Genomic DNA, 21,315 nt, shown 5'->3' with positions numbered 1-21,315 from the left:
TATCAGAGTTTCTTCTCTTTTTTCTTCTTGGGTAACTGCCGTACTTCCGAGTCTGATGCCAGATCGTGCCAGCTGGCGCGGTCGGCGCGGAAGTAGCCCCACAAATATCCGAGCCCGAAGCAGGCGACGGACACCGGTCCTACCAGCGCGCGGATCACGCACTGGTACCAGCTCAATTGCATACCGTTGCTGTTTGCCACCATTAGGCGCCAGGCGCGCATGCCGATAGTTTGTCCGGCGACGCGCCATGACCAGATGAAGTAGCTGACGGTGACCAGTGCAAGACCCAGCTGGTAGAGGGGGCCGCTTACACAGGGGTTGTAATCGAGCTGATCCGGTTGGCAGTTGAGGCCGCCGAAAGTGGAGGCTACCAGCATGGCGAAAAAGCCGTACACCATCCACAGTCCGGCCACGATCAGGGCGTCATAGATCAGGGAAATCAGCCGCGGGATAACGCCGGCATGGGGCAATTGATTGAACTGGGTGGGTACATTGACTGAATGGGGCACGGTGATCTCCGCCGGTAAAAACTGGCGGAGATTCTAGCAAATGTCGCCCGCTGGCGGTGAGGGGCTTGAGTGCGGCTGCATCCACCCCCGGCAGGATCAGAATTCGTATTCGAAAGAGAAGTTGAACTTGTCGTCTGAAAGTCGGAAATCGTAATCCAGCGCGTCGTTCAGGCTCCCCTGAGTCTTGGTGTAGCGCAGTAGCGGATGCTGCTTGGCGCGCTTGTGTTGAGCCATATAGGTTTTAAAGCCCATTTTCAGGATTTCATTCACCGCGCGACTGCCGGTTACATTTTCCGACTGTTCCGGGTGGGTGTACTGTTCCAGCCACTGGTGGTTCAGACGCCGATGCACCATGCCCATAGAGTTGTTGCGCAGGTATTCGGCGGACTCGTACAGGGCCTGGTTGTCCATGCCGAAGGCGCTGTCGATAAAGAATGCGTTGTCTGCCTGGAGATTCAGCGCGCTGGTGGAGTCCGGGATGAAGATTTCCTCCGCGAGGAGGGGGGCAGAAAAGGTGAGCAGCAGGGCGCCAAGCGCGAGCGGCATTCTGGCCGCCAGGTGCCTGATGCTGTATTTGCTGGAACGAAACCGAATACTGCGAGTTTCCATGAGTCCACCCCGGGCGTTTTGTCTGGTTCAGTCAGTTGCTGAACAACCACTGAATTTATTATGGCTCACCCTTTGTAAACCGTTGTATCTCACAAACTTCCGCATTTTTCCAATTCCGCGTGTGAATTTGAGACCTTCGCTGGTCAATTTGTCGCGAGTCCCGTCATTGCTCGATATATGAAGTTTTGCCCAGTTGCCGAGGCCTGCAGGCAGGCGTCCGCCAATGTTTTTTAATCCCGAAATGCATTGCTAATCGGCGCTGATATAAAAACTTGGTCTAGTTGTTTGGGGTGTGGATGGATAAGAGCGTTAGCGGTTGGTGCTTATATGACTATTGGCGGACTTTCGGTCCTGCTTGGTCGGAGGGGTAAGCACCTCGGGGATTCGAAGGTTTTTCAGTTAAGAGGGCACAATCAGAACTTGTTGACAGCGCTGTCTTTTAGGTTAAGGTGTTGACCTCCGGTAGTACGATACCGGTCTGACTACATAAAAATCCAACAGGCATGCAGTGACGCATCCTTTAGAAAAGAGCAGACCCATGAAACGGCTTTCCCTCTTTGCCGGCCTGGCGCTTTCAGCCCTTGTGGCCTCCTGTACCGACTCCCCCAAACCCGCTGGAGCGGAGTCTGAAACCCGCGCTTCGTCGACACCTGATACTGTCCTCGCGAGTAAAAATGATGCGGCAGCCCGCATCGCGGCCCATTTCACCGTCACGCAGGAATTGGTCACCAATTTTCAGGGGGTCGATGGAGAGCTGCGTGCGCGCTGCAAGACGCTGGGAGTCAGCGGTGCCAGCTGCTTTACCTTCCAAATCAACCTGACCAACGACGGTCCCGCTATTGACGCAAGTGAGCAGGACTGGACGCTGTATTTCCACAGTGTGCGCCGGGTGTTCGATGTACTCAATTCCAGCGCGTTTAGCCTGGAGCGCGTGAATGGCGACCTGCACCGCCTGACGCCTACCGCAGAGTTCACCGGTATTGCCAGTGGCGAAACTCTGGAACTCGAGCTACTGGGGGAGAGCTGGATACAGTTCGAGTCTGATTTTCAGCCGCGCCTGTTTGTGGTTGACGGCAACGGTAATGCCAGCGTGATTCAATCCACCGATACCGACGATCTCAGTGACATGGTGCTGCCGATCAACCGGAATCATCCGGATAACTGGAAGCGCACCAGTGGCGATGCCAACGAGCTTGCCACTGCTGCCAGCCGCTACCAGCGTTTTGCTGCGGATGCGGCCCCTGTCGCCGAGAGCAGATGGCACAGCCGAATCATTCCCCAGCCGCGCTCAGTATCTGAAAAAGAGGGCGCACCCGTAGTGCTTGCTGCCGGCGTGGACTTTCGCGCTGAAGGTCTTGGAGAGGGCAGTCTGCTGGCATTGCAGCAGCGCCTACAGACACTGCAACTGGTACCTGCGGACGCCGCGAAGGCCTACCCGATCCGTATTCAGGTGGATAAACGCGAGTTTCAGGGGCAGCCAGCGGGCGCCTACTCACTTGATGTGAGCGACACCGGGGCGACGGTAGTGGCGGCTGATGAAAGTGGCGCTTTCTACGGTGCGCAGTCGTTTCTGGCGTTGGTGGATCTGAAAACTACGAGCGCACCCCAGCTTCGTGTCGATGATGCACCCCGTTTCCCCCATCGCGGTCTGTTTCTTGATGTGGGCCGCAATTTCCACAGTAAGGAAGTGGTACTGAAGCTGCTCGACCAGATGGCGGCCTATAAACTCAACCGTTTCCATTTCCATCTGTCCGATGACGAGGGTTGGCGCCTGGAGATTCCCGGTCTGCCAGAGCTGACGGAAGTCGGCGGCAAACGCTGTTTTGACCTGGAAGAAAACCGCTGCCTGTTGCCGCAGCTGGGTTCTGGTCCGAATAGCGATAACTACGGTAGTGGTTTCTTCAGTGTCGACGACTACCTGGAAATCCTGCGTTTTGCCGCTGATCGCCATATCGAGGTGGTACCGGAATTCGATATGCCCGCCCACGCTCGCGCCGCAGTAGCCTCCATGGAAGCGCGCTATCGCAAGCTGCGAGACACGGATTCGGCGGCGGCGGCGGAGTATCGCCTGATCGACCCCGAGGACGATACTCGCTACCTGTCGGTTCAGTTTTACAGCGACAGCTATATCAATCCCTGCGTCGATTCCACTTACCGGTTTGTGGGAAAAGTGATCCGTGAAGTGAAGGCGATGCATGATACTGCCGGCCATCCGCTGAAAACCTGGCATTTCGGCGGTGACGAAGCGGTAAATATCCTCGCATCCGACGCATTCGAGGTGGGGCCAGGCAAGAACCCGGAGAAGGGCGATGTTACCGCCGAGGTGCGTAACAAGCCGTGGACAAATTCCCCCCAATGTCAGCGGCTCATCGCCAGTGGCGAAGTGGCGTCCCTGGACGAGCTCGGTGAGCGCTACGCCAGGCAGGTCAGTAAACTGGTGGCGGACGCGGGTATTTCCACCATGGCGGCCTGGAATGATGGAGTGAAAAAGATTGTGAACGCCGGTGAAGAACTGGCAACCGATCACAACTATGTAAACTCCTGGGCACCGCTGTTCTGGGGTGGTGGCGATGAAAGTGTGCATTTTGCCGATGCGGGTTTTGAGCTGGTGCAGTCCCACTCGGATTATCTCTACTTCGATATGCCTCAGGAGGTCGATCCGGAAGAGCGCGGCTACTACTGGGCTTCCCGCTACACGGACACCCGCAAGACATTCAGCTATGCCCCCCTGAATACAGCCCAACAGGCGGAATTGTATGCCGACCGCGATGGCCTGAACTGGTCGGCGACTTCCCCGGAAGAGAGTTTTGCTGACAGTGTCCGCGGTATCCAGGGACAGTTATGGAGCGAGGTGGTGCGCACCGATGCCGCGGTGGAGTACCAGATTTTCCCGCGCCTGCTGGCACTGGCGGAGCGGGCCTGGCACCAGGCTTCCTGGGAGTTGCCATTGCAGGCCGGGCAAACGTTCTCCGCGGAAACCGGGTTTGTAGACCGGCAGGCGCTGGCGCAGGACTGGCGGGAATTCGCTGCGGCCCTTGGTAACAAGGAGCTGCTGAAGCTGGATCGCGCGGGTGTAGGTTACCGGATCCCGGTTCCGGGTGCGGTGGTAACGGGGGGGAGGTTGCAAACCGCACTGCCGTATTCGGGGCTGGATCTCGAATATTTCAACGGCGAGCAGTGGCTACCTGTGTCTGAATCTGTGGCGCCGCAGTCGGTACTGTCGTTGCGCGCGCGCAGCGCCGATGGAGCCCGTGCCGGGCGGGCGGTAGAAATGAACCCGCCAGAGAACCTCGGAGCACGCTGAAGACGCAATTCTCTTCCGTGGGAGCTCTGTTTATCGGGGCTTTCACGGACTTCCCTTCCCCGAATCGTTCCGCATAGTCCGGAGCAGGCCTAAACGCTCCTCAAGAGTTCTGAACAATACTAAGCCAGGCTTCCACCGATCTTTTGATGCCAGCCCCGCGGGCAATCCCGTTGTTCCCGACCAGCTGATACCCGGTTCAACACCCCGGAAAGCTACAATTGCTTCACGGAAATTTCCGTGGTGGGATTGTCGATTGCCGCAGACAAACAGCGCAGACAAACACTGCAGACATACAACAGGGATGGCAGCGATGGGGCGGAGCAAGGTCTACGACTATGTGATTGTCGGCGGAGGATCGGCGGGGTGCGTGCTCGCCAACCGCCTGAGTGAAGATGAGCAGAACCGTGTTTGCCTGCTGGAATCCGGCCCCTCCGATCACAGCCTGATGCTGCAGATGCCCGTCGGCATTGGCTACCTGTTGCCGGGTACGCGTTTTAACCTCCACCACTACACCGAGCCCCAGTCACAGCTCGACAACCGGCGCCTGTTCTGGCCGCGGGGGCGGGTGCTTGGGGGCAGTAGTGCGATCAATGCGATGATTTATACCCGGGGTAACCCCGGTGATTACGACGCCTGGGAGAGGGCGGGCAACCCGGGATGGGGCTGGCAGGGAATATTGCCGTATTTTCTATTGGCGGAGGGCAACCAGCGCGGCAGCGATGCCTATCACAGCGGCTATGGACCGCTGGCGGTTTCCGATCTGAAATGGAAATCTGCCGCCGGGCAGGCGTTTGTGCGGGCGGCGCAGAGTGCCGGGCACAGGCTCAACCACGACTTTAATGGCTACCAGCAAAACGGCGTCGGTTTTTATCAGGTTACCCAGAAGCACGGTCGCCGCTGCTCCGCCGCAACCGCCTATATCTATCCGGTCAAGAATCGCCCCAACCTCAGTATTTATACCAGTACCCGCGCTGCACGGCTCGAGCTCAAGGGGGATCGCGTCTGTGCCGTCGAGCTGGTCAACGGGCAGCGCATTGTGGCCAACAAGGAGGTCATCCTGTGTGCGGGGGCAATTCAGTCCCCGCAGCTGTTATTGCTTTCCGGCATTGGGCCGGAAGCCGACCTGAAAAAGCTCGGTATTGTGCCCCAGTGCCCCCTTCCGGGGGTGGGACAGAATCTGCAGGATCATCTGGATATCACCCAGGTGGTGGAAACCAACCGAACGGTGGGCTTTAACGACGGGTTGCTGCCAAAGTTGAAAGCGGCCCTGCATTTGCCGGAATATCTGCTGCTCAACCGCGGTATGCTCACCAATAATGTGGCGGAAGCTGGTGGTTTTGCTTCCTCCAGCCTTGCCGGTGCTTTTCCCGATATCCAATTTCATTTGAGCGCGGTGCCGCTTTTCAAGCACGGGCTCGACAAGCGGCCCGGCAATGGCTATTCACTGCATGCCTGCGCCCTGCGGCCTAAAAGTCGCGGGCGCATTACGCTCGCTTCGCGGGACCCGGAAGCATTGCCGGTGCTCCAGCCCAATTACTTGAGTGCGCCAGAGGATCTGCAAGTATTGTTGGAGGGCTTTGAGATGGCGCAGGAGATTATCCTACAGGCCGATCTCAAGCATCTGCACAAACGCTGGTGGAATCCAGGTGATGCCTTGACGTCCCGGGAAGCCATAGAGCAATTCATTCGGCAGAACGCAGAGACCATTTACCATCCGGTGGGAACTTGCAAAATGGGGCCGGACGAGGATGCGGTGGTGGACAGTGAGCTGTGTGTACACGGGGTAAATGGACTGCGGGTAGTGGATGCGTCCATAATGCCCACCCTTATCAGCGGCAATACCAATGGGCCCGTCATCGCCATTGCGGAAAAAGCTGCAGAAATGATCCTCAAAAAATCCAATCTCAAACAACCGCGGGAAATCAGCGAAAGCGCATGATCTGGCAGTGTCCCCTTTGTTGCGAAAAACTGGAATCCGAATCACAAAGTTGGCGCTGTGCCCATGGCCACAGTTTTGATCGCGCGAAAGAGGGTTACGTCAACTTGCTGCCGGTGCAGCAGAAACACAGTCGAGAGCCCGGGGATTCGCCGGAAATGTTGCAGGCGCGACGTCGATTTCTGGAGGCCGGGCACTATCTTCCGCTGGTGGACGCCATTGCTGCACTGTTTGCTGATATATCCCTCGACCGCTCCGCGGTTTTACTGGACGTGGGGTGCGGTGAGGGCTATTACGGTCGCCAGATACTGGAGCGCGGCTGGGCCGCAGAACAGTTGTACGGAGTCGATATCGCCAAAGCGGGTGTGCGGCTGGCGGCAAAAAAACAGCGGCAAGCACACTTTGCCGTAGCCAGTAGTTACCACCTGCCGGTCGCTGACAAGAGCGTGGATGCCGTGCTGCGGGTGTTCGCTCCCGGGCCCGCAGAGGAGCTGGCCCGAGTGCTGAAACCGGGCGGCATATTGCTGGACGTTTCGCCGGGGCCGGAGCATCTTTGGAGTCTCAAAGCTGAACTGTACGATAGTCCGCAGCAGCACCAGACGCCGCCCCTGCTGGAAGGCTTTGAACTGTTGAATGAAATGCGCTGTGCTTTCGCCCTGGATATCGAGGGCAATGAACGGGTGCACGATTTTCTTTCCATGACACCGTTTGCCTGGAAGGGCCGCAGTGAGGTTCGCCAGTCGTTGGAACAACGGGATGCGTTGCAGCTGGAGGCAGATTTCCTGCTGCGCCGTTTTGCTGAAAAACAATAAACAACCGGAGAGAGTGGTTTGGCAACGCCGCGGGATTTTATGTATATGCAGCGTGCGCTGGAACTGGCTGCCAGGGGGGCGGAGCTGGGTGAGGTTCCGGTGGGCGCCGTTGTGGTACTGGATGGGAAGGTTATCGGGGAAGGCTACAACCAGCCGATCACCTCGTCGGACCCCAGCGCCCATGCGGAAGTGGTAGCCCTGCGCGCCGCCGCCCGACAGCAAAATAATTACCGCCTGCCGGGCGCCACGCTGTATGTCACCATCGAACCCTGTACCATGTGTTTCGGCACCCTGGTGCATGCGCGCATTACCCGACTGGTGTACGGCGCGGCAGAGCCCCGTGCCGGAGTGGTGGCAAGTCAGCTAAAACTGGCGGATCAGACTTTTTTTAATCACAAAATCCAGGTGGAAGCCGGGGTCATGCAGGACGAGGCCGGCGCATTGGTAAAGGATTTTTTCCAGAAACGACGCTGACTCGAATTACCCGGACATGGTGCTCACATTTTTTATTAACAGCCTGCTGGTAGCGATGGCCGTCGTGATTCATCACGAGGTGTTGAACGGGCTGTTCAAACTGGGGCACAAACTGAAGCTGCGGCGCAACCCCGGGGTTCTGATTGGCGTTTTCGGGGCGCTTATCGGCCATATCGCTGAAATCTGGATGTTTGCGCTTGGCTATTATTTTATGTACCACTCGCCGAACTTCGGCAGCCTCACGGGCAATTTCAACGGTACCCTGATCGACTGCGCCTACTTTTCCTTCACCACCTATACGTCGCTTGGCTTTGGTGACGTCGAGCCCCATGGCGAGTTGCGTTTTACCGCCGGACTTGAAGCGCTTACCGGCCTGGTGCTGATTACCTGGACCGCTTCCTTCCTGTTCCTGAAGATGCAGCGATACTGGCGGCAGTACGAGGAAGAGGGCTGAGAGATGGAGGAGGGAGAGACAAAGGAGGGCTTTCGCCCTCACCAGATCACAAAGATTCGTTAGACGATAATGGCGGCCAGAGTTTGTTCCACCAGGCTGTGCAGCTGATTCCTGGCGCCTTCGTCCACCAGATTACCTTCTGCATCAAACACCTTCATTGAGGCGGGAACTGCCAGCATTGTCGGCGCGATCCATGTGCCCAGAGGCTGCAGAATGTCCCGCAGATGGTTGAGCCCGCGCATGCCGCCAAGGCCGCCGGGCGAGGTCGCGAAGAGCGCGGCACGGCGACCCTGAAACACTTCCGCGCGGCCGTACTGCCCGTCCGGGCGAGATACCCAGTCGATCAGGTTTTTCAATGCCGCGGTGACAGAGCCGTTGTATTCGGGACTTGCAATCAATAGGCCATCCGCGCTGGCGAACAGGTCCTTCAGCCGGCTCACCAGCTCCGGCACCCCGGCGGCTTCGATGTCTTCATCAAACAGGGGCAGGGGGTAGTCCCGCAGGTTCACTTCCACTACCTCTGCGCCAGAATCCCGGGCCATCTGTGCGGCGGCGGCGGCCAGTTGGCGGTTCCAGGAATCCTGGCGCAGGCTGCCGGCAAGTGCCAGCAGGCGGGGTTTGCGTTGGTTGCTCATGATGTTTCCTCTGATACTTGCGCGCGGCCACTCGGTCGGTCGCGGAATTGCGGTCACGGTGATGGGGCCCATTGTGCGCGATCTGCGGGGGGACAGAAATAGAAGATCTGCAACGGTTCTGTGCGTATTTGCACAGACGCGGAAGTGGGGGTAGATTCGCCTTCGCTTGGATAACGCGAGGAGGCCCGGATGCCCGGTAATTCGGTCAAGGACTGGAACAATCTGCACTATGCACTGGCGGTGGCGCGCGCCGGTACCCTCTCGGGTGCGGCACTGGAGCTGGACGTCTCGCACTCTACCGTGTTGCGGCGTATCGATGCCTTGGAAAAAGCGCTGAAAACCCGCCTGTTCATCCGTCATCCCCGGGGTTATGTGCCTACCGAGGCCGGACAGCTATTGATGGGTGCGGCAGAAAACATGCAGGACCAGCTGGACCTGCTGGTGGGCAGGATGCAGGGGGTGGATGAAACACTCCAGGGCACCCTGATCATTACCACCGTCAATACCCTGATCCCACAGCTGATGCCGATAATGCGCGGGTTTCAGCTCGAGAATCCCCAGGTGCGGTTACAGCTGGTGGCGGATCGCCGCCATCTGCGACTGGAGCACGGCGAGGCGCATATCGGCATCCGCCCGGGGGCCAAGCCCACAGAGCCAGATTATGTGGTACAGCCCGGCGTATCCCTGCAGAACACCTTGTACGCTTCCGAGGCTTATTTGCGCGAGTGCGGGCCGCTGAAAAGTCGCGACGATCTGTCCGGGCACCGGTTTATCGCACCGGTGGAAACCTACGATTTCATTCCCAGCCTGGACTGGCTTGCCCGGCAGGTGCCGGAGGAGCAGATCGTGTTCCGCTGCAATGAGTTTTCCGGGTTCGAAGATGCCGCCCGCTGCGGGGTCGGGATTGCTGCCCTGCACAGCTGGTGCGCGGAAGCGCGCCCGGGGTTGTTGCGGATGATTGAGCCGCCCGCGGAATGGCGCACGAACCTGTGGCTGGTGACACACCGGGATATGCATCGCACACGCAAGGTGCAGTTGTTTCTCGAGTGGATCAAGCGGCAGCTGGCCCGTCTGCCGCCCCACATCGGTGTAAAACCTTGAATCGACTAAGATCGTGGTTTGTAGCCCATCAATTCGAACACGTGGAAATCGACCGGGAGAAAGGCAATGAAAAGAATAATGATCGCTGGCGGCTGCCTGCTGTTTTCACTGCTGGGCGGTTGCGGCGCCGGGCAAGATGAGGGGCGAAATGCCGGGAAGTTGGGTGGTGGCGCAGGGGAGAATCCTCCGGGTCCGACTGGGCCCGATACAGTGGCGCCGGAAGACCCCCACAGTGACTCCGCGTTGAATCCGTTGGCTGAAGACTACGTGCGGCTGGTGCTGACCCTCGGCAAGCACGATAAAGCGTATGTAGATGCGTATTACGGCCCCGCGGGTTGGAAAGCGGAAGCCGAAGCGGACCAGGCGACACCGGCGGAGCTCGCGAGCCGCGCGGAAATGCTGCTGGCAAAACTGCCGGAAACAATCGAGCCTGCGGATGATTTGCAGACCCTGCGCGCGCACTACCTGAAAACACAACTGCGGGCGGTTGTCGCCCACGCGCACCACATCGCCGACGCCAGTTATCGCAATTTCCAACGGGAGGCGAAAGCCCTGTACGATACCGAGCCGCCTCTGCAGCAGTACGCGGAATTCGAACCGGTACTGGCGGCACTGGAGAAAGAGTTGCCGGGCAGTGAACCGCTACATATTCGCGTGCAGCAGTTTCAGGAACAATACAGAATTCCGGAAAGTAAACTGTCCGCAGTGTTCGACGCCGCGATCAAAGAGTGCAAAGCGCGCACCGCCGCACATATCCAGCTGCCCGCAAACGAAAGTTTCGAGCTGGAATATGTACAGGGCAAACCCTGGAGTGGTTACAACTGGTACCAGGGCAAATCCCACAGCCTGATCCAGATTAATAGCGAACTTCCTGTCTATATCGACCGTGCGGTTGATCTGGGTTGCCACGAGGGGTATCCAGGCCACCACACCTACAACGCACTACTCGAACAGAAGTTGGTCGCAGATCGCGGCTGGGTCGAGTACAGCGTATATCCGCTTTTCAGCCCGCAATCCCTGATCGCGGAGGGCAGCGCCAATTACGGAATCGACCTCGCTTTTCCCGGTGACGAAAAAACCCGATTTGAAAAAAATGTTCTCTATCCCCTCGCGGGACTGAATCCGGCGGGTGCGGAAAAATACCAGCGGGTACTGTCTCTGCTCGCAAAATTGAAGTTCGCAGAAAATATCGTTGCGCGGCAGTATATCGACGGTGAAATTGAAGAAAGGGAGGCGGTGAACAGGTTTCAGAAATACACCGCCATGAGCCCGGAAAAGGCCGCGCAACGGGTGAAATTTGTGGATGCCTACGGTGCCTATGTGATCAATTACAACTGGGGTAAACAACTGGTCCAGCAGTATGTTGAAGAGGGTTCCGATTCGCCAGAAGCGCGCTGGGACAAATTTTCCCGACTGCTGTCCTCGCCGCGCCTGCCGTCTTCACTGACGTGGTAGCGCGAATATTGCCTGTCGAATTTTTCCTGTCTAGAAAGCAGAAGAGCTGCCCGTCAGGGCTGATCTTCCTGTTCGAATTCCTCCAGTGCGTCGCCATCGGAATCCGGAACCTCGATATCGTCGCCCTCGATAATCTGATTTTCCATTCCGGGGTCCACGGTGTCCGGTTGGATCGTGTTAGGTTCGGCCGGCGTCGACAAATTTTCTGGAATTGGGGAGTTTGCCTGACCGGAAAGGCCTTCTGTTTCCGTCAGGGTTTTTAGTTTCTGCAACCCGTCCTCATAGGATTGCCCTACCATTTTTGCCACCATCAGGCCCATCCAGCGAGCGATCGGACTGCCCCCCATGTCGGAGGAAAAGGACCAGGTCACATTGGTACCGCCGTCCTGTGGTTGTAGCCTGAACTCCGCTTGCGCTTTGCCGTGGGTGCCGAAGTCCAGATCGGTGGCGACACGGGAGTAGGGCTCACTGGCGGTGATCGTCTGGGATCCGGTGCCCACATTGGGGTTTTCACTTTTCCACTTCATCACAGCGCCATTGCCTTCAGGCGCACCCTCAAAGGTATATTCGGTGTTGGGATCGATCTGGTACCAGGGAGACCATTGATTGAAGTTCTCGAAATTGTTCAGGTAGGGAAACACCGCCTCCGGCGGCTGAGTGATGTAAACGCTGCGCTCTGTGGTGACGACGCGAGGAAAGAAGAAGCCGGCGAGTACCAGCAGGGCGAGAAAAATCAGTATGTACAGTATCCAGCGCATGGCGGATCCCCCGATCACTGTTATTGGCGCACGCAGCGTGCGGTTAATTTTTCAGGGCCGGGAAGCAGAGGCCGCCGCCGGCACCGGGTGCATACCTCGCTCTGGAGTGTACTGGCAGGTGTGGGGCTTCGCCAGTGGTGGCATGAGGCAGGTAGCTGGTGATGGGTAATCCGGCGGGGGAGTTCCCGCCGGGAGGGGATCAGAAACTGGTGTCCAATAACGGTAGGGTAAGGCGGATACTGAGCCCCGCACCGTTGGCGTTGAATGCTTCCAGGGTGCCCTGGTGCTGGGCAACCGTACGCTGGGCGATGGCAAGTCCCAGGCCAAAACCGCCGCTTTCCCGGCTGCGCGCTTCATCAGTGCGGTAGAAGGGGCGGAAAATGGCTTTCAGTTCAGCTTCTGGTACCCCGTTGCCGGAATCCGTGACCTGAATTTCGCACTGCTCCTGCCGGTGCCGGATTTCCACTGCTACGCGGCCGCCGCAGGGACTGTATTTAATCGCATTGCGCAGAATGTTTTCCAGCGCTGCGGTCAGCGAACTGCCGCGCGTGGCGACCAGCAATTCGTGGTCATCGCTGCGCAGGTCGAAATGTACTTGCTTGCCCTGGGCTTCGTCCTTGAGGTCATCGGTGAGGGCGATCAACAGGCTGTTCATTTCCACCACATCGTCCAGTGGGCGATCGTCGCCACCGCTGACCGGGAGGGAGAGGATGTCGCTGATAATGTCTTCCAGGTAATCCGCCGCCTTGCCGATTTTGTCCAGCTCCGGGTCCAGAGCCTGCACATTTTTCTGCCGTGCGATACCGAGAGCCACTTGCAGGCGGGCCAACGGAGAGCGCAATTCGTGGGAGACGTCTTTGATCAATCTGCGCTGCTCAGCCGTGGATTCCTGTAATTGCGCGGTCATGGAATCGAAGTCCCCGGCGAGCTCGCCCAGTTCGCGGCTGTGCCCCCCCAGGGTTGGCGTTACCCGATAGCTGAGGTCGCCGGCGGCTACGCGTCTGGTGGCCGTGCGCAGATTATCCAGGGGCTTGCTCAGGTAGCGCGCCAGCCAGTAACAGGCGAGGCCGGAGGCGAGGGTGGCGAGCACAAGAATTGGCCAGAAGTTGCGCAGAATAAATCGAAGCAGGAGTTCTTCCTTGCTCATGCCGGCAATGAACACTACTCGCAGGCTGTCGTTGTCCCGCTGGGGCACAAAAAATGCGACGGTTGGTTTTTTGTCTACCAGTGCGCGGGATTCCCGGTTGCGGTAATTGATAGACTCGAGGAGGGGAATCATCGATGGGGATATCTGGCGCCCGAGTAGTTCGCGGCCGCGACTGTCGAGGGCAAAAATCCGCGCCTGCACTTTGGGCGGCTGGTCTTCTAGCCAGTGTCGGAAATGTTCGCTACCGTTGCGACGGGTCATGCGCAGGTTGTGAGTGAGTTCCCGAAACATCTCGGGCCCTTCCCAGCGGTCTTTATGCCGAGGATTGCCGAACTCGCTGAATTGGGTGATGTAGACCGCTGCCAGCACCATGATGACCGCGGTCAGCCAGGCGCCGAGAAACATTCTTCCAAACAGACTGTTCATGGCTTCAACCCTGGCCGCCTGTAAGCATGTAACCGGCGCCGCGGATATTGATGATCAGGTCGCGGCTGGCGCCGCGCTCAGCCAGTTTCTTGCGGATATTACTTACATGCACGTCGATAGAGCGATCGTAGGGCATCAGCTTGCGGCCCAGGGCCTGCTCTGTGAGCACTTCCTTGCTGACCACCTCGCCGACGTTTTCGACCAGTACCCTCAGGACTGCATATTCCGCCCCCGTCAGATTGATGACCTGTTCTTCCCAGTGGCACAGGTGCTCCCTGGGTACCAGGCGCAGTGGGCCGCTGGACAGCGCGTTGTCAGAGGTTTCCGCCTCGCTGCCACGCCCGCGGCGCAATATGGCGCGCAAGCGTGCTGCCAGTTCCCGCGGGTTACAGGGTTTCGGCAGATAATCGTCGGCGCCCATTTCGAGCCCGACAATACGATCCACCGTATCGCCCTTGGCGGTGAGCATGACCACGGGGAGCGAATGACCGGGATTGGCGGTGTCCTCGCGCAGCTTGCGCAATACGTCAAAGCCATTATGTACCGGCAACATTACGTCCAGTACCAGTGCGTCAAAAGACTGCTTGCGCGCCAGCTCCAGCCCGTTGCCCCCGTCATTGGCCACGGTAACTTCAAACCCTTCCCCGATCAGAAACTCCTCAAGCAGCTCAGTCAGTTCGGTGTCGTCGTCCACCAACAGAATGTGACTCATTCTTCACCCTTGTTGCGAAAATTAGCAGCATTGTTGCGACGCATTATATGCATACCTCGCCGGAGAGCTGATGGCGGGTATTGCGGGTTTTACCGTTCTTAACAAATGTTTACTGCGGTTATCCCCTCTTTACAGTGGCGGAGCCTAATATGCAGCTACCGAATCGGGAAACACATATACATAAGGTACCCCCCACACGGTATCGTTATTCAGCATCACTTGAGGATGACACTATGAACAAATTCAAAGCGCTCGCAGGCGGCCTGGCACTGGGTCTCGCATTGACTGCTCCGGGAATGGTGATGGCATTTCCGGATGGCGGCCACGGGCCAGAAGGCCACCATGGTCACCACGGTGGATTTCATGAAGGGCGCATGCTTGAGCATCTGGCGGAGAAGCTGGATCTGACCGAAGGTCAGAAAGCGCAGATGGAGGCCAATCGCGAGGCCGGCAAAGCGGCGCGCAAGGCAGCGCGCGAGGAAATGCATCAGGTGCATGAGCAGTTACGGGAGGCCATTGAGTCTGGCGCCGATCAGGCGACACTGGATGATCTGGCAGCAAAGCTGGGCCGCCTGGAAGTGCAAAAAATGCAGTACATGCACGAGCGGAAGGTACAGTTCGAGTCCATTCTGACGGACGAACAGAAAGCCAAGCTGGAAGAGATGAAGGCTGAGGGTAAGGCCCGTTTTGAAAAGCGCAAAGAGCAGTGGGAACGCAAACGGGATCAATAAGAGTTTTACCGCACCTGCCGGGCTCGGCGGTGCGGCCCTTCCGCTATTCTTCCGCTATTCCATGTGGCTCGCTGGGATGAGTATCTCCGAGCGCGCTGCGAACTGGAACTCCGCGGCTCAGCGACCTGGAAACAGGCGGCTCATGAGTACCGGCAAGGCTGTTTCCACTCGCAGAATACGCGGCCCCAGATGCACCGGGGCAAACCCCGCCTCCTGCAACTTTTCCACCTCATAGGGAATAAACCCCCCCTCCGGACCAACGGCCAGGGTTGTCTGCTGTTGGATATCCACTGGGCAGGGCGCGTCGGTGACCGGGTGTGCCACCAGTTTCAGTGAGTCGCTGGCAATCGACGGCAGCTCGTCTTCCACAAACGGTTTGAAGCGCTTGCGCAATTCGATGTGCGGGAGGGTGGTATCAACGGCCTGCTCGAGCCCCAGCAGGCACTGCTCTCGAAGCTTGTCCTGGGCGAGCCAGGGACTCTGCCAGTACGATTTTTCCACCCGGTAGGCATTGATCAGATAGAGTTTTTTTACCCCCAGCGCAGTGGCGTGCTGGATGGTGCGCTTGAGCATTTTCGGCCGTGGCAGGGCCAGAATCAGGGTGAGCGGCAGGGGCGGCGGCGGAGCGCGATGAAAGGTTGCCTCAAGAGTGATATGGGACTCCCCTCGCTCCACGACACGAGCCTCGCCGATCTTGCCGTCGAGCAGTCCGACCTTGAGCTTGTCACCCACGTCAGCGCGATGGACTTCCACGACATGTTGAAAACGCCGGTCGCGAAGCTGGGCGCGGATCGGGGGCTGCTCTGAATGTTCATCGCCGGAAGAGTTTCCAAACGGCGATTGCGACATTGCCGGCGATTGAATGTCGCCGGGCTCCAGTAAAATCAGGTTCATAGTCTGTCTATGCGAGTGTCAGTGCCGATTCAGTGTTTGGCACTGGCAATGGCGCCCTTGCCGATCCCCTCGTAGGCGCGCACGCGTATATCGCGGCCGGGGTGCGCGCTGGCGAGTTGGTCAGCAATATACTGGGCGAGCTGCTCCACCGTGGTATCGCAGTCGAGAAGTTCACAGCGGCTTGCGGGCATGCTCAAGGCAAAATCTCCCTGGCGGGCGCGATAGGCGAAATGCAGTGACTCCTGATCTTCCCCCTTCAGGTCTTCCCGGGTACCTAGGTAGATATCCTGCCAGCGTTGTGCCCATTGGGATTCGAGGGCGCTGCTGCGTTCGCCGTCCATATGGATACATATCCGCGAGCGGTGGCCGTGGGCAATGCGCTGGCAGTTGCCGTCGTGCTTTTTCAGGCCGTGGCTGTAGTGGTAGTAGGGCGTGTCGATGACTTCGTGAGAAAAACTCAGGCTCAGCTGGTCGACACTGGTGGGAAAGATTCCATCCAGTTGCGCGACACTCCAGGCGGCAACGGACACCGGTGTGACGGCTTCCGCTGCAACCAGGGCGAAAGCCTGGGCCGGGCCGTTCACGACGATCGTTTCGCCATTTGCGAGATTCCATTGCAGAGCCACTTGCCCGTTGTTCTCGCTCAGGTCCAGATGCGGGGATAGCGTGGGGACCAGCAGGCGGTGATCCAGCTCTGTGTCGAGCCAGTTCCGCAGGGTTTTCTTGACGATACCGAAGTCGCAGACCATTCCCTGGTGATCCAGGGCACCGTCAAGTGCCGCATTGGCCAGCCAGGTTTCGCCGACAATACCGCGAGAGTGGTGGAGATAGCTGAAATCCACATTGGTGAGATTGTCGACAAACAGGTGCATAGAAGTTCCGGCATTACATAGAGTGATTCGCCCGGATTCGGGCGCCGCACAGTATAGCTTTTTGCGCTGGTGAATTGACCTTTTGCCCGAGGAATTTGCCAGTAATACCTGCAGGTGAGAACGGCCATTTCCAGTGACCGGGTGGCGGGATAAAAATTGGGACTGGAACCTGGCGCCGAGAGTCTCTATAATCGCGCCCTCTTCGAGCGCAGCCACTGCTTGTTGAGTCTTGTAGTGGTGCTAGTCTGAGTGCTCGAGCGTGATGGTGGCCCTTCCGGTCTCCTCGCAATGATCAGCTGTGAACCCCGCCAGGCCCGGAAGGGAGCAACGGTAGCAGTGACATCATGTGCCGGGGATGTGCTGGTTGGGCTACCTCCAATTCTTCTCCCTCCGTACTACCTTTTCGAAAGCTTCATGATTTTTTGTGTACATTGCTGCTGTGCGATGGATTCTTCTGTGCCATTTTCGAAATTTTTCTCCAAATAAGTCCCTTCTCATGGAATTCTGTGCCTATGTTTGGCGCCAGCTTGTGGTGCCGTCTCGCTGATTGGCAACCATGTGCTATAAACGGCGACAACAGGAATATTTTCGCCTCCCATTTCGGGCCCCATCAAAATCAGAAAATTAATAAATCAAGCAGAGGATGCCGATGAAAAAGCTCGCGTTGGTTATTGCTGTCGCCGCTTTGGCTGCCGCCGGGTGCGACCGCGCAACAGACAAGCCGAAACCGGGGCAAGCGGAGGTGGCGGCGCCAGAGGCGCAATCTGCCGATACCGCCACCGATACCGCGGCGGCCGGTGGAATCGCGGAAGACGCTCCGGTGACCGGCGCCGCAGTTGCGGATGATGCCAAGGCATTTCTTGAAGATGCTCAGCAGCGTTTGGAAGAAATGTCTCTGGAAGCAAACCATGCGAGCTGGTTGGCGCAGACCTACATCAATATGGATTCCCAGTTTGTGGAATCCCTGGCGTCAGAGCGCTTCACTTCGCTTGCGGTGGAGCTGGCCCAGCAAGCGGCGAAGTTTGACGATGTCGAACTGGACCCTGAAACCCGCCGCATGCTCACCATGCTCAAGCAGGGACTCGTCTTCCCCGCACCCAATGACCCGGAGTTGACCGCCGAACTGGCGCAGATTGGCTCCAAAATGCAGGGCATGTACGGCGCGGGCAAATACTGCCCCGACAAAAAAACCGGTGGCGCAGCTGAAGCGGACGAGGGCAAGTGCTACACGCTGACGGAAATGGGGCAAATGATGGCAAACAGCCGCGACCCCAAACTTCTCAAAGAACTGTGGGTTGGTTGGCGCAAAGTGGCGCCGCCGATGAAGCCTCTCTACCAGCGCCAGGTGGAAATCGGCAATGCCGGCGCCAAAGCGTTGGGTTACGACAATCTCAGTGTGATGTGGCGTTCGAAGTACGATATGCCGGCAGATGCTTTTGCTGCAGATATGGATGCGCAGTGGAATAAGGTCAAACCACTTTATGAAGCGCTTCACTGCCATGTGCGCGCCAGGTTGAATGACCATTACGGTGATGAGGTGGTGGCTGCCACTGGAAAAATCCCTGCACATCTATTGGGCAATATGTGGGCCCAGGAGTGGGGCAATATTTACGATATCGTCAAAGACGACGATATGGAGGCACCTTACGATCTTACCCAGCTGGTGGTGGATTCCGGCATGAGTGAGAAGGATATGGTCAAGACGGGAGAGAAGTTTTTCACCTCCCTCGGCTTTAAGCCTTTGCCGGAAACCTTCTGGGAACGTTCGCAGTTCGTTCAACCTCGCGATCGCGATGTGGTGTGTCACGCCAGTGCCTGGGACCTGGATGACAAGGACGATATCCGCATCAAAATGTGCATTAATAAAACCGGTGAAGATCTGATTACTGTGCATCACGAGCTGGGGCACAACTTTTATCAGCGTATCTACAATAAGCAACCATTCCTCTACAAGAACGGCGCAAACGATGGCTTCCACGAAGCGGTGGGTGACACCATCGCACTTTCCATTACCCCCAAGTACCTGAAACAAATCGGGTTGATGGATGAGATCCCCGGTGAGGACAAAGACCTGGGTTACCTGATGCAGCAGGCCCTGGACAAGATCGCGTTTCTGCCGTTCGGGCTGCTGGTGGACAAGTGGCGCTGGCAGGTATTCAACGGTGAAGTGCCGCCGGGAGACTACAACAAGGCGTGGTGGAAATTGCGGGAAGAATATCAGGGCATACAGGCACCGGTTGCACGCTCCGAGGCGAATTTTGACCCGGGTGCGAAATACCATATTCCCGGCAACACCCCCTATGCCCGCTACTTCCTGGCGCGTATCCAGCAGTTCCAGTTCCATCGTGCACTGTGTGAAGCGGCCGGCGAAACCGGACCACTGCACCGCTGTTCGATTTTCAAAAACGAAGCTGCGGGCAAGAAGCTGCGGGATATGCTCGCTATGGGCGCCAGCAAGCCCTGGCCGGATGCGATGGAAGCCCTGACCGGGCAGCGAGAGCTGGATGCCTCGGCCATCGTGGACTACTTCCAGCCGTTGATGGATTACCTGCAGGAGCAGAACAAGGACCGCCAGTGCGGCTGGTGATTGGCTAAGGCTATCGGCGGTATTTGGATGATCAATGGGCGCAGGGGTTTGAAAAGCCACCTGAGACCCTAGTATCTATTCTGACTTGATGTAGATCAGTTGATGCCACCTGTATAGGTGGCACTATCTGTAGGCATCAGGTGTGACAAAATAAGCCTGCGATTTTTTGTTCTGAAGCTGCACGGTTTCTACAGCCGATTGGCAATAGGATTGGCAAGAAACTGGTATGTGTAATGAAGCAGGCATCGTCGCCCGAGGAAAAGGAATGAACCCGAGCCAGAAAAATGAGGTTGCTAATGAGCAATATTGATATCGGTATTGGTGCAAAAGATCGCGAGCAAATTGCGGAGGGGTTGAAGCGACTGCTCGCAGACACTTATACACTGTATCTGCAAACCCACAATTTCCACTGGAACGTGACGGGCCGCCTGTTCCGTGAATTGCACTTGATGTTCGAAGAGCACTACACCGAATTGGCGACGGCAGTGGATGAAATTGCCGAGCGCATACGTACCCTGGATGTGGTTGCACCGGGAACGTACAAGGCGTTTGCGGCATTGAGTTCTATCAGTGAAACGGAAGACGTGCCCGCCGCGGAGGACATGGTGCGGATTCTCACCCATGGGCACGAGCAGGTGGTGAAAACCTGTCGCGAAGTGCTAAAGGCCGCCCAGGAAGGCGACGATGAATCGACGGCAGCGCTGGTTTCCGACCGTATGCGTGTTCACGAGAAAACCGCCTGGATGCTGCGCGCCACCGCCCAGTAAGGGGGATCCACCATTGATTTTAAAACCGGCCAGTGGCCGGTTTTTCTGTTCCTGTTGCCGGCGGTTGTGCAGCGTACACCTTGTGTCCATGATTTTGTTCGGCGCAGACTCATGTGGTAGCCAGGGCAATAAACGCCCTGGCCGGTGCTGACAGGGCGGCGCTCGCTTTTGTCAGAATACCCACCTGATGGACCACTTCCGGCTCAGACAGCGGTCGACAACTCAGTCCATAGGATTGCATCTGCGACATACACAGGCTGGGTACCGCACTCACGCCTAACCCGGACTGGACCAGTCGACCGATAGTGCTGAGCTGGTTCGCTTCACACAAAAAACGTGGAGCTATTCTCCTTTCTTTTTTCTGCGCACACTGTGCAAATGCGGCGTCGGTCCAGCGACGTACTGCCGATCCGCGATTCATCGCGATAAAGGGCTCTGCCGCCAGCTCCCGCCAGGTGAGGTTGCCGCTGCCATTCAGGGCATGATCTGGCGACATTACTGCGATAAAGCGGTCGTCGGCGATGGGGGTGAAAGCCAGATTACCGAGGTCGTCCGGGCGAAAACTGATACCCAATTCCACACGGCCCTCCTGAACGGCGCTGACCACACGCTCCATGACGATATCCTCAAGCACGATATTGATGCCGGGGTGCTTTTGGTGGAACCGTTTCAACAGGTCCGGTAGCTGGTTGAGGGTGAACGCTGGCACCGCAGCCAGGGACAGCTGCCCGTGCTGCAGCTGAAAGCGCTGCCGGGCAGCGTTCAAGGTGTTGTCCCAGTTGTGCAGCAACTGCTGCGCGCGCGCTACAAACTGTTCGCCCTCCGGTGTCAGCACGAGCTGGCGGCCGTCGCGGCTGAACAGGTCTCCCCCGAGGGATTCCTCCAGGCTGCGGATGGCGATGGAAATGGCCGGCTGCGAAACGTGCAGCTGTGCGCTGGCCTCCGCCAGACTGCGAGTCCGGGCCACGGCCGCAAAGGCTCGCAGTTGTTTGATGGTGGCACTCAACGTCGACAGTCCTGCATAGAAAGATTGTTAAGTAAAATTTATAAAATATTAAATAGTTTAAATTAGTTTTAACAGTTAGACCAAGGCATGATTGTTTGCGTAGCGAGACCGCGAATAATGGTCAAC

Annotated in this window: 19 protein-coding genes and 1 other RNA gene; 11 read left to right on the top strand and 9 right to left on the bottom strand. The window is 57.6% G+C overall.

The annotated features are described in order from the left end of the window. Positions 1 to 2: 2 nt before the first annotated feature. Positions 3 to 509 carry an RDD family protein gene (locus tag PVT68_RS04335; protein ID WP_280321395.1) on the bottom strand — a complete coding sequence of 169 codons (507 nt, stop codon included), beginning with the start codon at positions 507 to 509 and terminating at the stop codon, positions 3 to 5. Between the two features lie 96 nt (positions 510 to 605). Continuing rightward, a complete protein-coding gene (locus PVT68_RS04330; protein WP_280321394.1) occupies positions 606 to 1,118 on the bottom strand; it encodes a hypothetical protein in 513 nt (170 codons plus the stop codon). 538 nt (positions 1,119 to 1,656) lie between these two features. Between PVT68_RS04330 and PVT68_RS04325 the strand changes: the two genes are divergently transcribed. From PVT68_RS04325 to PVT68_RS04305, 5 genes are all read left to right on the top strand, one after another. Further along, positions 1,657 to 4,422, top strand: coding sequence for a family 20 glycosylhydrolase (locus PVT68_RS04325; RefSeq protein ID WP_280321393.1), 2,766 nt, complete (start codon positions 1,657 to 1,659; stop codon positions 4,420 to 4,422). Positions 4,423 to 4,732: 310 nt separating this feature from the next. Continuing rightward, entirely contained in the window at positions 4,733 to 6,361 is a 1,629-nt protein-coding gene (locus PVT68_RS04320; RefSeq protein ID WP_280321392.1) for a GMC family oxidoreductase, read from the top strand. Beyond that, positions 6,358 to 7,170 carry a 23S rRNA (guanine(745)-N(1))-methyltransferase gene (gene rlmA, locus PVT68_RS04315; RefSeq protein WP_280321390.1) on the top strand — a complete coding sequence of 271 codons (813 nt, stop codon included), beginning with the start codon at positions 6,358 to 6,360 and terminating at the stop codon, positions 7,168 to 7,170. Before PVT68_RS04320 ends, rlmA begins: the two co-directional genes overlap by 4 nt. A gap of 18 nt (positions 7,171 to 7,188) precedes the next feature. After that, positions 7,189 to 7,644, top strand: coding sequence for a tRNA adenosine(34) deaminase TadA (gene tadA / locus PVT68_RS04310; RefSeq protein ID WP_280321388.1), 456 nt, complete (start codon positions 7,189 to 7,191; stop codon positions 7,642 to 7,644). 16 nt (positions 7,645 to 7,660) lie between these two features. Beyond that, entirely contained in the window at positions 7,661 to 8,098 is a 438-nt protein-coding gene (locus PVT68_RS04305) for a potassium channel family protein (RefSeq protein WP_280321386.1), read from the top strand. Between the two features lie 59 nt (positions 8,099 to 8,157). Here the strand turns inward: PVT68_RS04305 and PVT68_RS04300 are convergent, their stop codons facing one another. Next, positions 8,158 to 8,733: an NADPH-dependent FMN reductase gene (locus tag PVT68_RS04300; RefSeq protein ID WP_280321385.1), complete on the bottom strand. Its 576-nt coding sequence runs from the start codon at positions 8,731 to 8,733 to the stop codon at positions 8,158 to 8,160. 189 nt (positions 8,734 to 8,922) lie between these two features. On the opposite strand from PVT68_RS04300, the gene PVT68_RS04295 reads away from it, so the two are divergent. After that, positions 8,923 to 9,834, top strand: coding sequence for a LysR family transcriptional regulator (locus PVT68_RS04295; protein WP_280321384.1), 912 nt, complete (start codon positions 8,923 to 8,925; stop codon positions 9,832 to 9,834). 66 nt (positions 9,835 to 9,900) lie between these two features. Then, positions 9,901 to 11,289, top strand: coding sequence for a hypothetical protein (locus tag PVT68_RS04290; protein WP_280321383.1), 1,389 nt, complete (start codon positions 9,901 to 9,903; stop codon positions 11,287 to 11,289). 53 nt (positions 11,290 to 11,342) lie between these two features. Here PVT68_RS04290 and PVT68_RS04285 read toward each other — a convergent pair whose 3' ends face one another. From PVT68_RS04285 to PVT68_RS04275, 3 genes are all read right to left on the bottom strand, one after another. Continuing rightward, positions 11,343 to 12,047 carry an SRPBCC family protein gene (locus tag PVT68_RS04285; RefSeq protein ID WP_280321382.1) on the bottom strand — a complete coding sequence of 235 codons (705 nt, stop codon included), beginning with the start codon at positions 12,045 to 12,047 and terminating at the stop codon, positions 11,343 to 11,345. 199 nt (positions 12,048 to 12,246) lie between these two features. Further along, a complete protein-coding gene (locus PVT68_RS04280; protein WP_280321381.1) occupies positions 12,247 to 13,620 on the bottom strand; it encodes an ATP-binding protein in 1,374 nt (457 codons plus the stop codon). A 4-nt stretch (positions 13,621 to 13,624) separates the two neighbouring features. Beyond that, a complete protein-coding gene (locus PVT68_RS04275) occupies positions 13,625 to 14,332 on the bottom strand; it encodes a response regulator transcription factor (RefSeq protein WP_280321380.1) in 708 nt (235 codons plus the stop codon). A gap of 233 nt (positions 14,333 to 14,565) precedes the next feature. Between PVT68_RS04275 and PVT68_RS04270 the strand changes: the two genes are divergently transcribed. Beyond that, on the top strand, positions 14,566 to 15,063 hold the full coding sequence (locus PVT68_RS04270; protein WP_280321379.1) for a Spy/CpxP family protein refolding chaperone: 498 nt from the start codon (positions 14,566 to 14,568) through the stop codon (positions 15,061 to 15,063). A gap of 117 nt (positions 15,064 to 15,180) precedes the next feature. Here the strand turns inward: PVT68_RS04270 and PVT68_RS04265 are convergent, their stop codons facing one another. After that, positions 15,181 to 15,957 (bottom strand): 16S rRNA (uracil(1498)-N(3))-methyltransferase, encoded by a 777-nt coding sequence (locus PVT68_RS04265; protein WP_280321378.1) that lies wholly within the window; start codon positions 15,955 to 15,957, stop codon positions 15,181 to 15,183. Between the two features lie 29 nt (positions 15,958 to 15,986). After that, positions 15,987 to 16,829: a 6-carboxytetrahydropterin synthase gene (locus PVT68_RS04260; RefSeq protein ID WP_280321377.1), complete on the bottom strand. Its 843-nt coding sequence runs from the start codon at positions 16,827 to 16,829 to the stop codon at positions 15,987 to 15,989. 272 nt (positions 16,830 to 17,101) lie between these two features. On the opposite strand from PVT68_RS04260, the gene ffs reads away from it, so the two are divergent. The 3 genes from ffs (at position 17,102) to PVT68_RS04245 (ending at position 20,183) form a co-directional block, all read left to right on the top strand. Next, an RNA gene (gene ffs, locus PVT68_RS04255) (signal recognition particle sRNA small type) lies at positions 17,102 to 17,198 on the top strand. Positions 17,199 to 17,478: 280 nt separating this feature from the next. Further along, on the top strand, positions 17,479 to 19,416 hold the full coding sequence (locus tag PVT68_RS04250) for a M2 family metallopeptidase (protein WP_280321376.1): 1,938 nt from the start codon (positions 17,479 to 17,481) through the stop codon (positions 19,414 to 19,416). Between the two features lie 296 nt (positions 19,417 to 19,712). Beyond that, positions 19,713 to 20,183: a Dps family protein gene (locus tag PVT68_RS04245; protein WP_280321375.1), complete on the top strand. Its 471-nt coding sequence runs from the start codon at positions 19,713 to 19,715 to the stop codon at positions 20,181 to 20,183. Between the two features lie 109 nt (positions 20,184 to 20,292). Here the strand turns inward: PVT68_RS04245 and PVT68_RS04240 are convergent, their stop codons facing one another. Continuing rightward, on the bottom strand, positions 20,293 to 21,189 hold the full coding sequence (locus PVT68_RS04240; protein WP_280321374.1) for a LysR family transcriptional regulator: 897 nt from the start codon (positions 21,187 to 21,189) through the stop codon (positions 20,293 to 20,295). Positions 21,190 to 21,315 lie beyond the last annotated feature (126 nt).

The organism is Microbulbifer bruguierae, from assembly GCF_029869925.1.
Classification (GTDB): domain Bacteria; phylum Pseudomonadota; class Gammaproteobacteria; order Pseudomonadales; family Cellvibrionaceae; genus Microbulbifer; species Microbulbifer bruguierae.
Note: the sequence above shows the minus strand (reverse complement) of the source record. Positions and strands in the feature narration are given on the sequence as shown.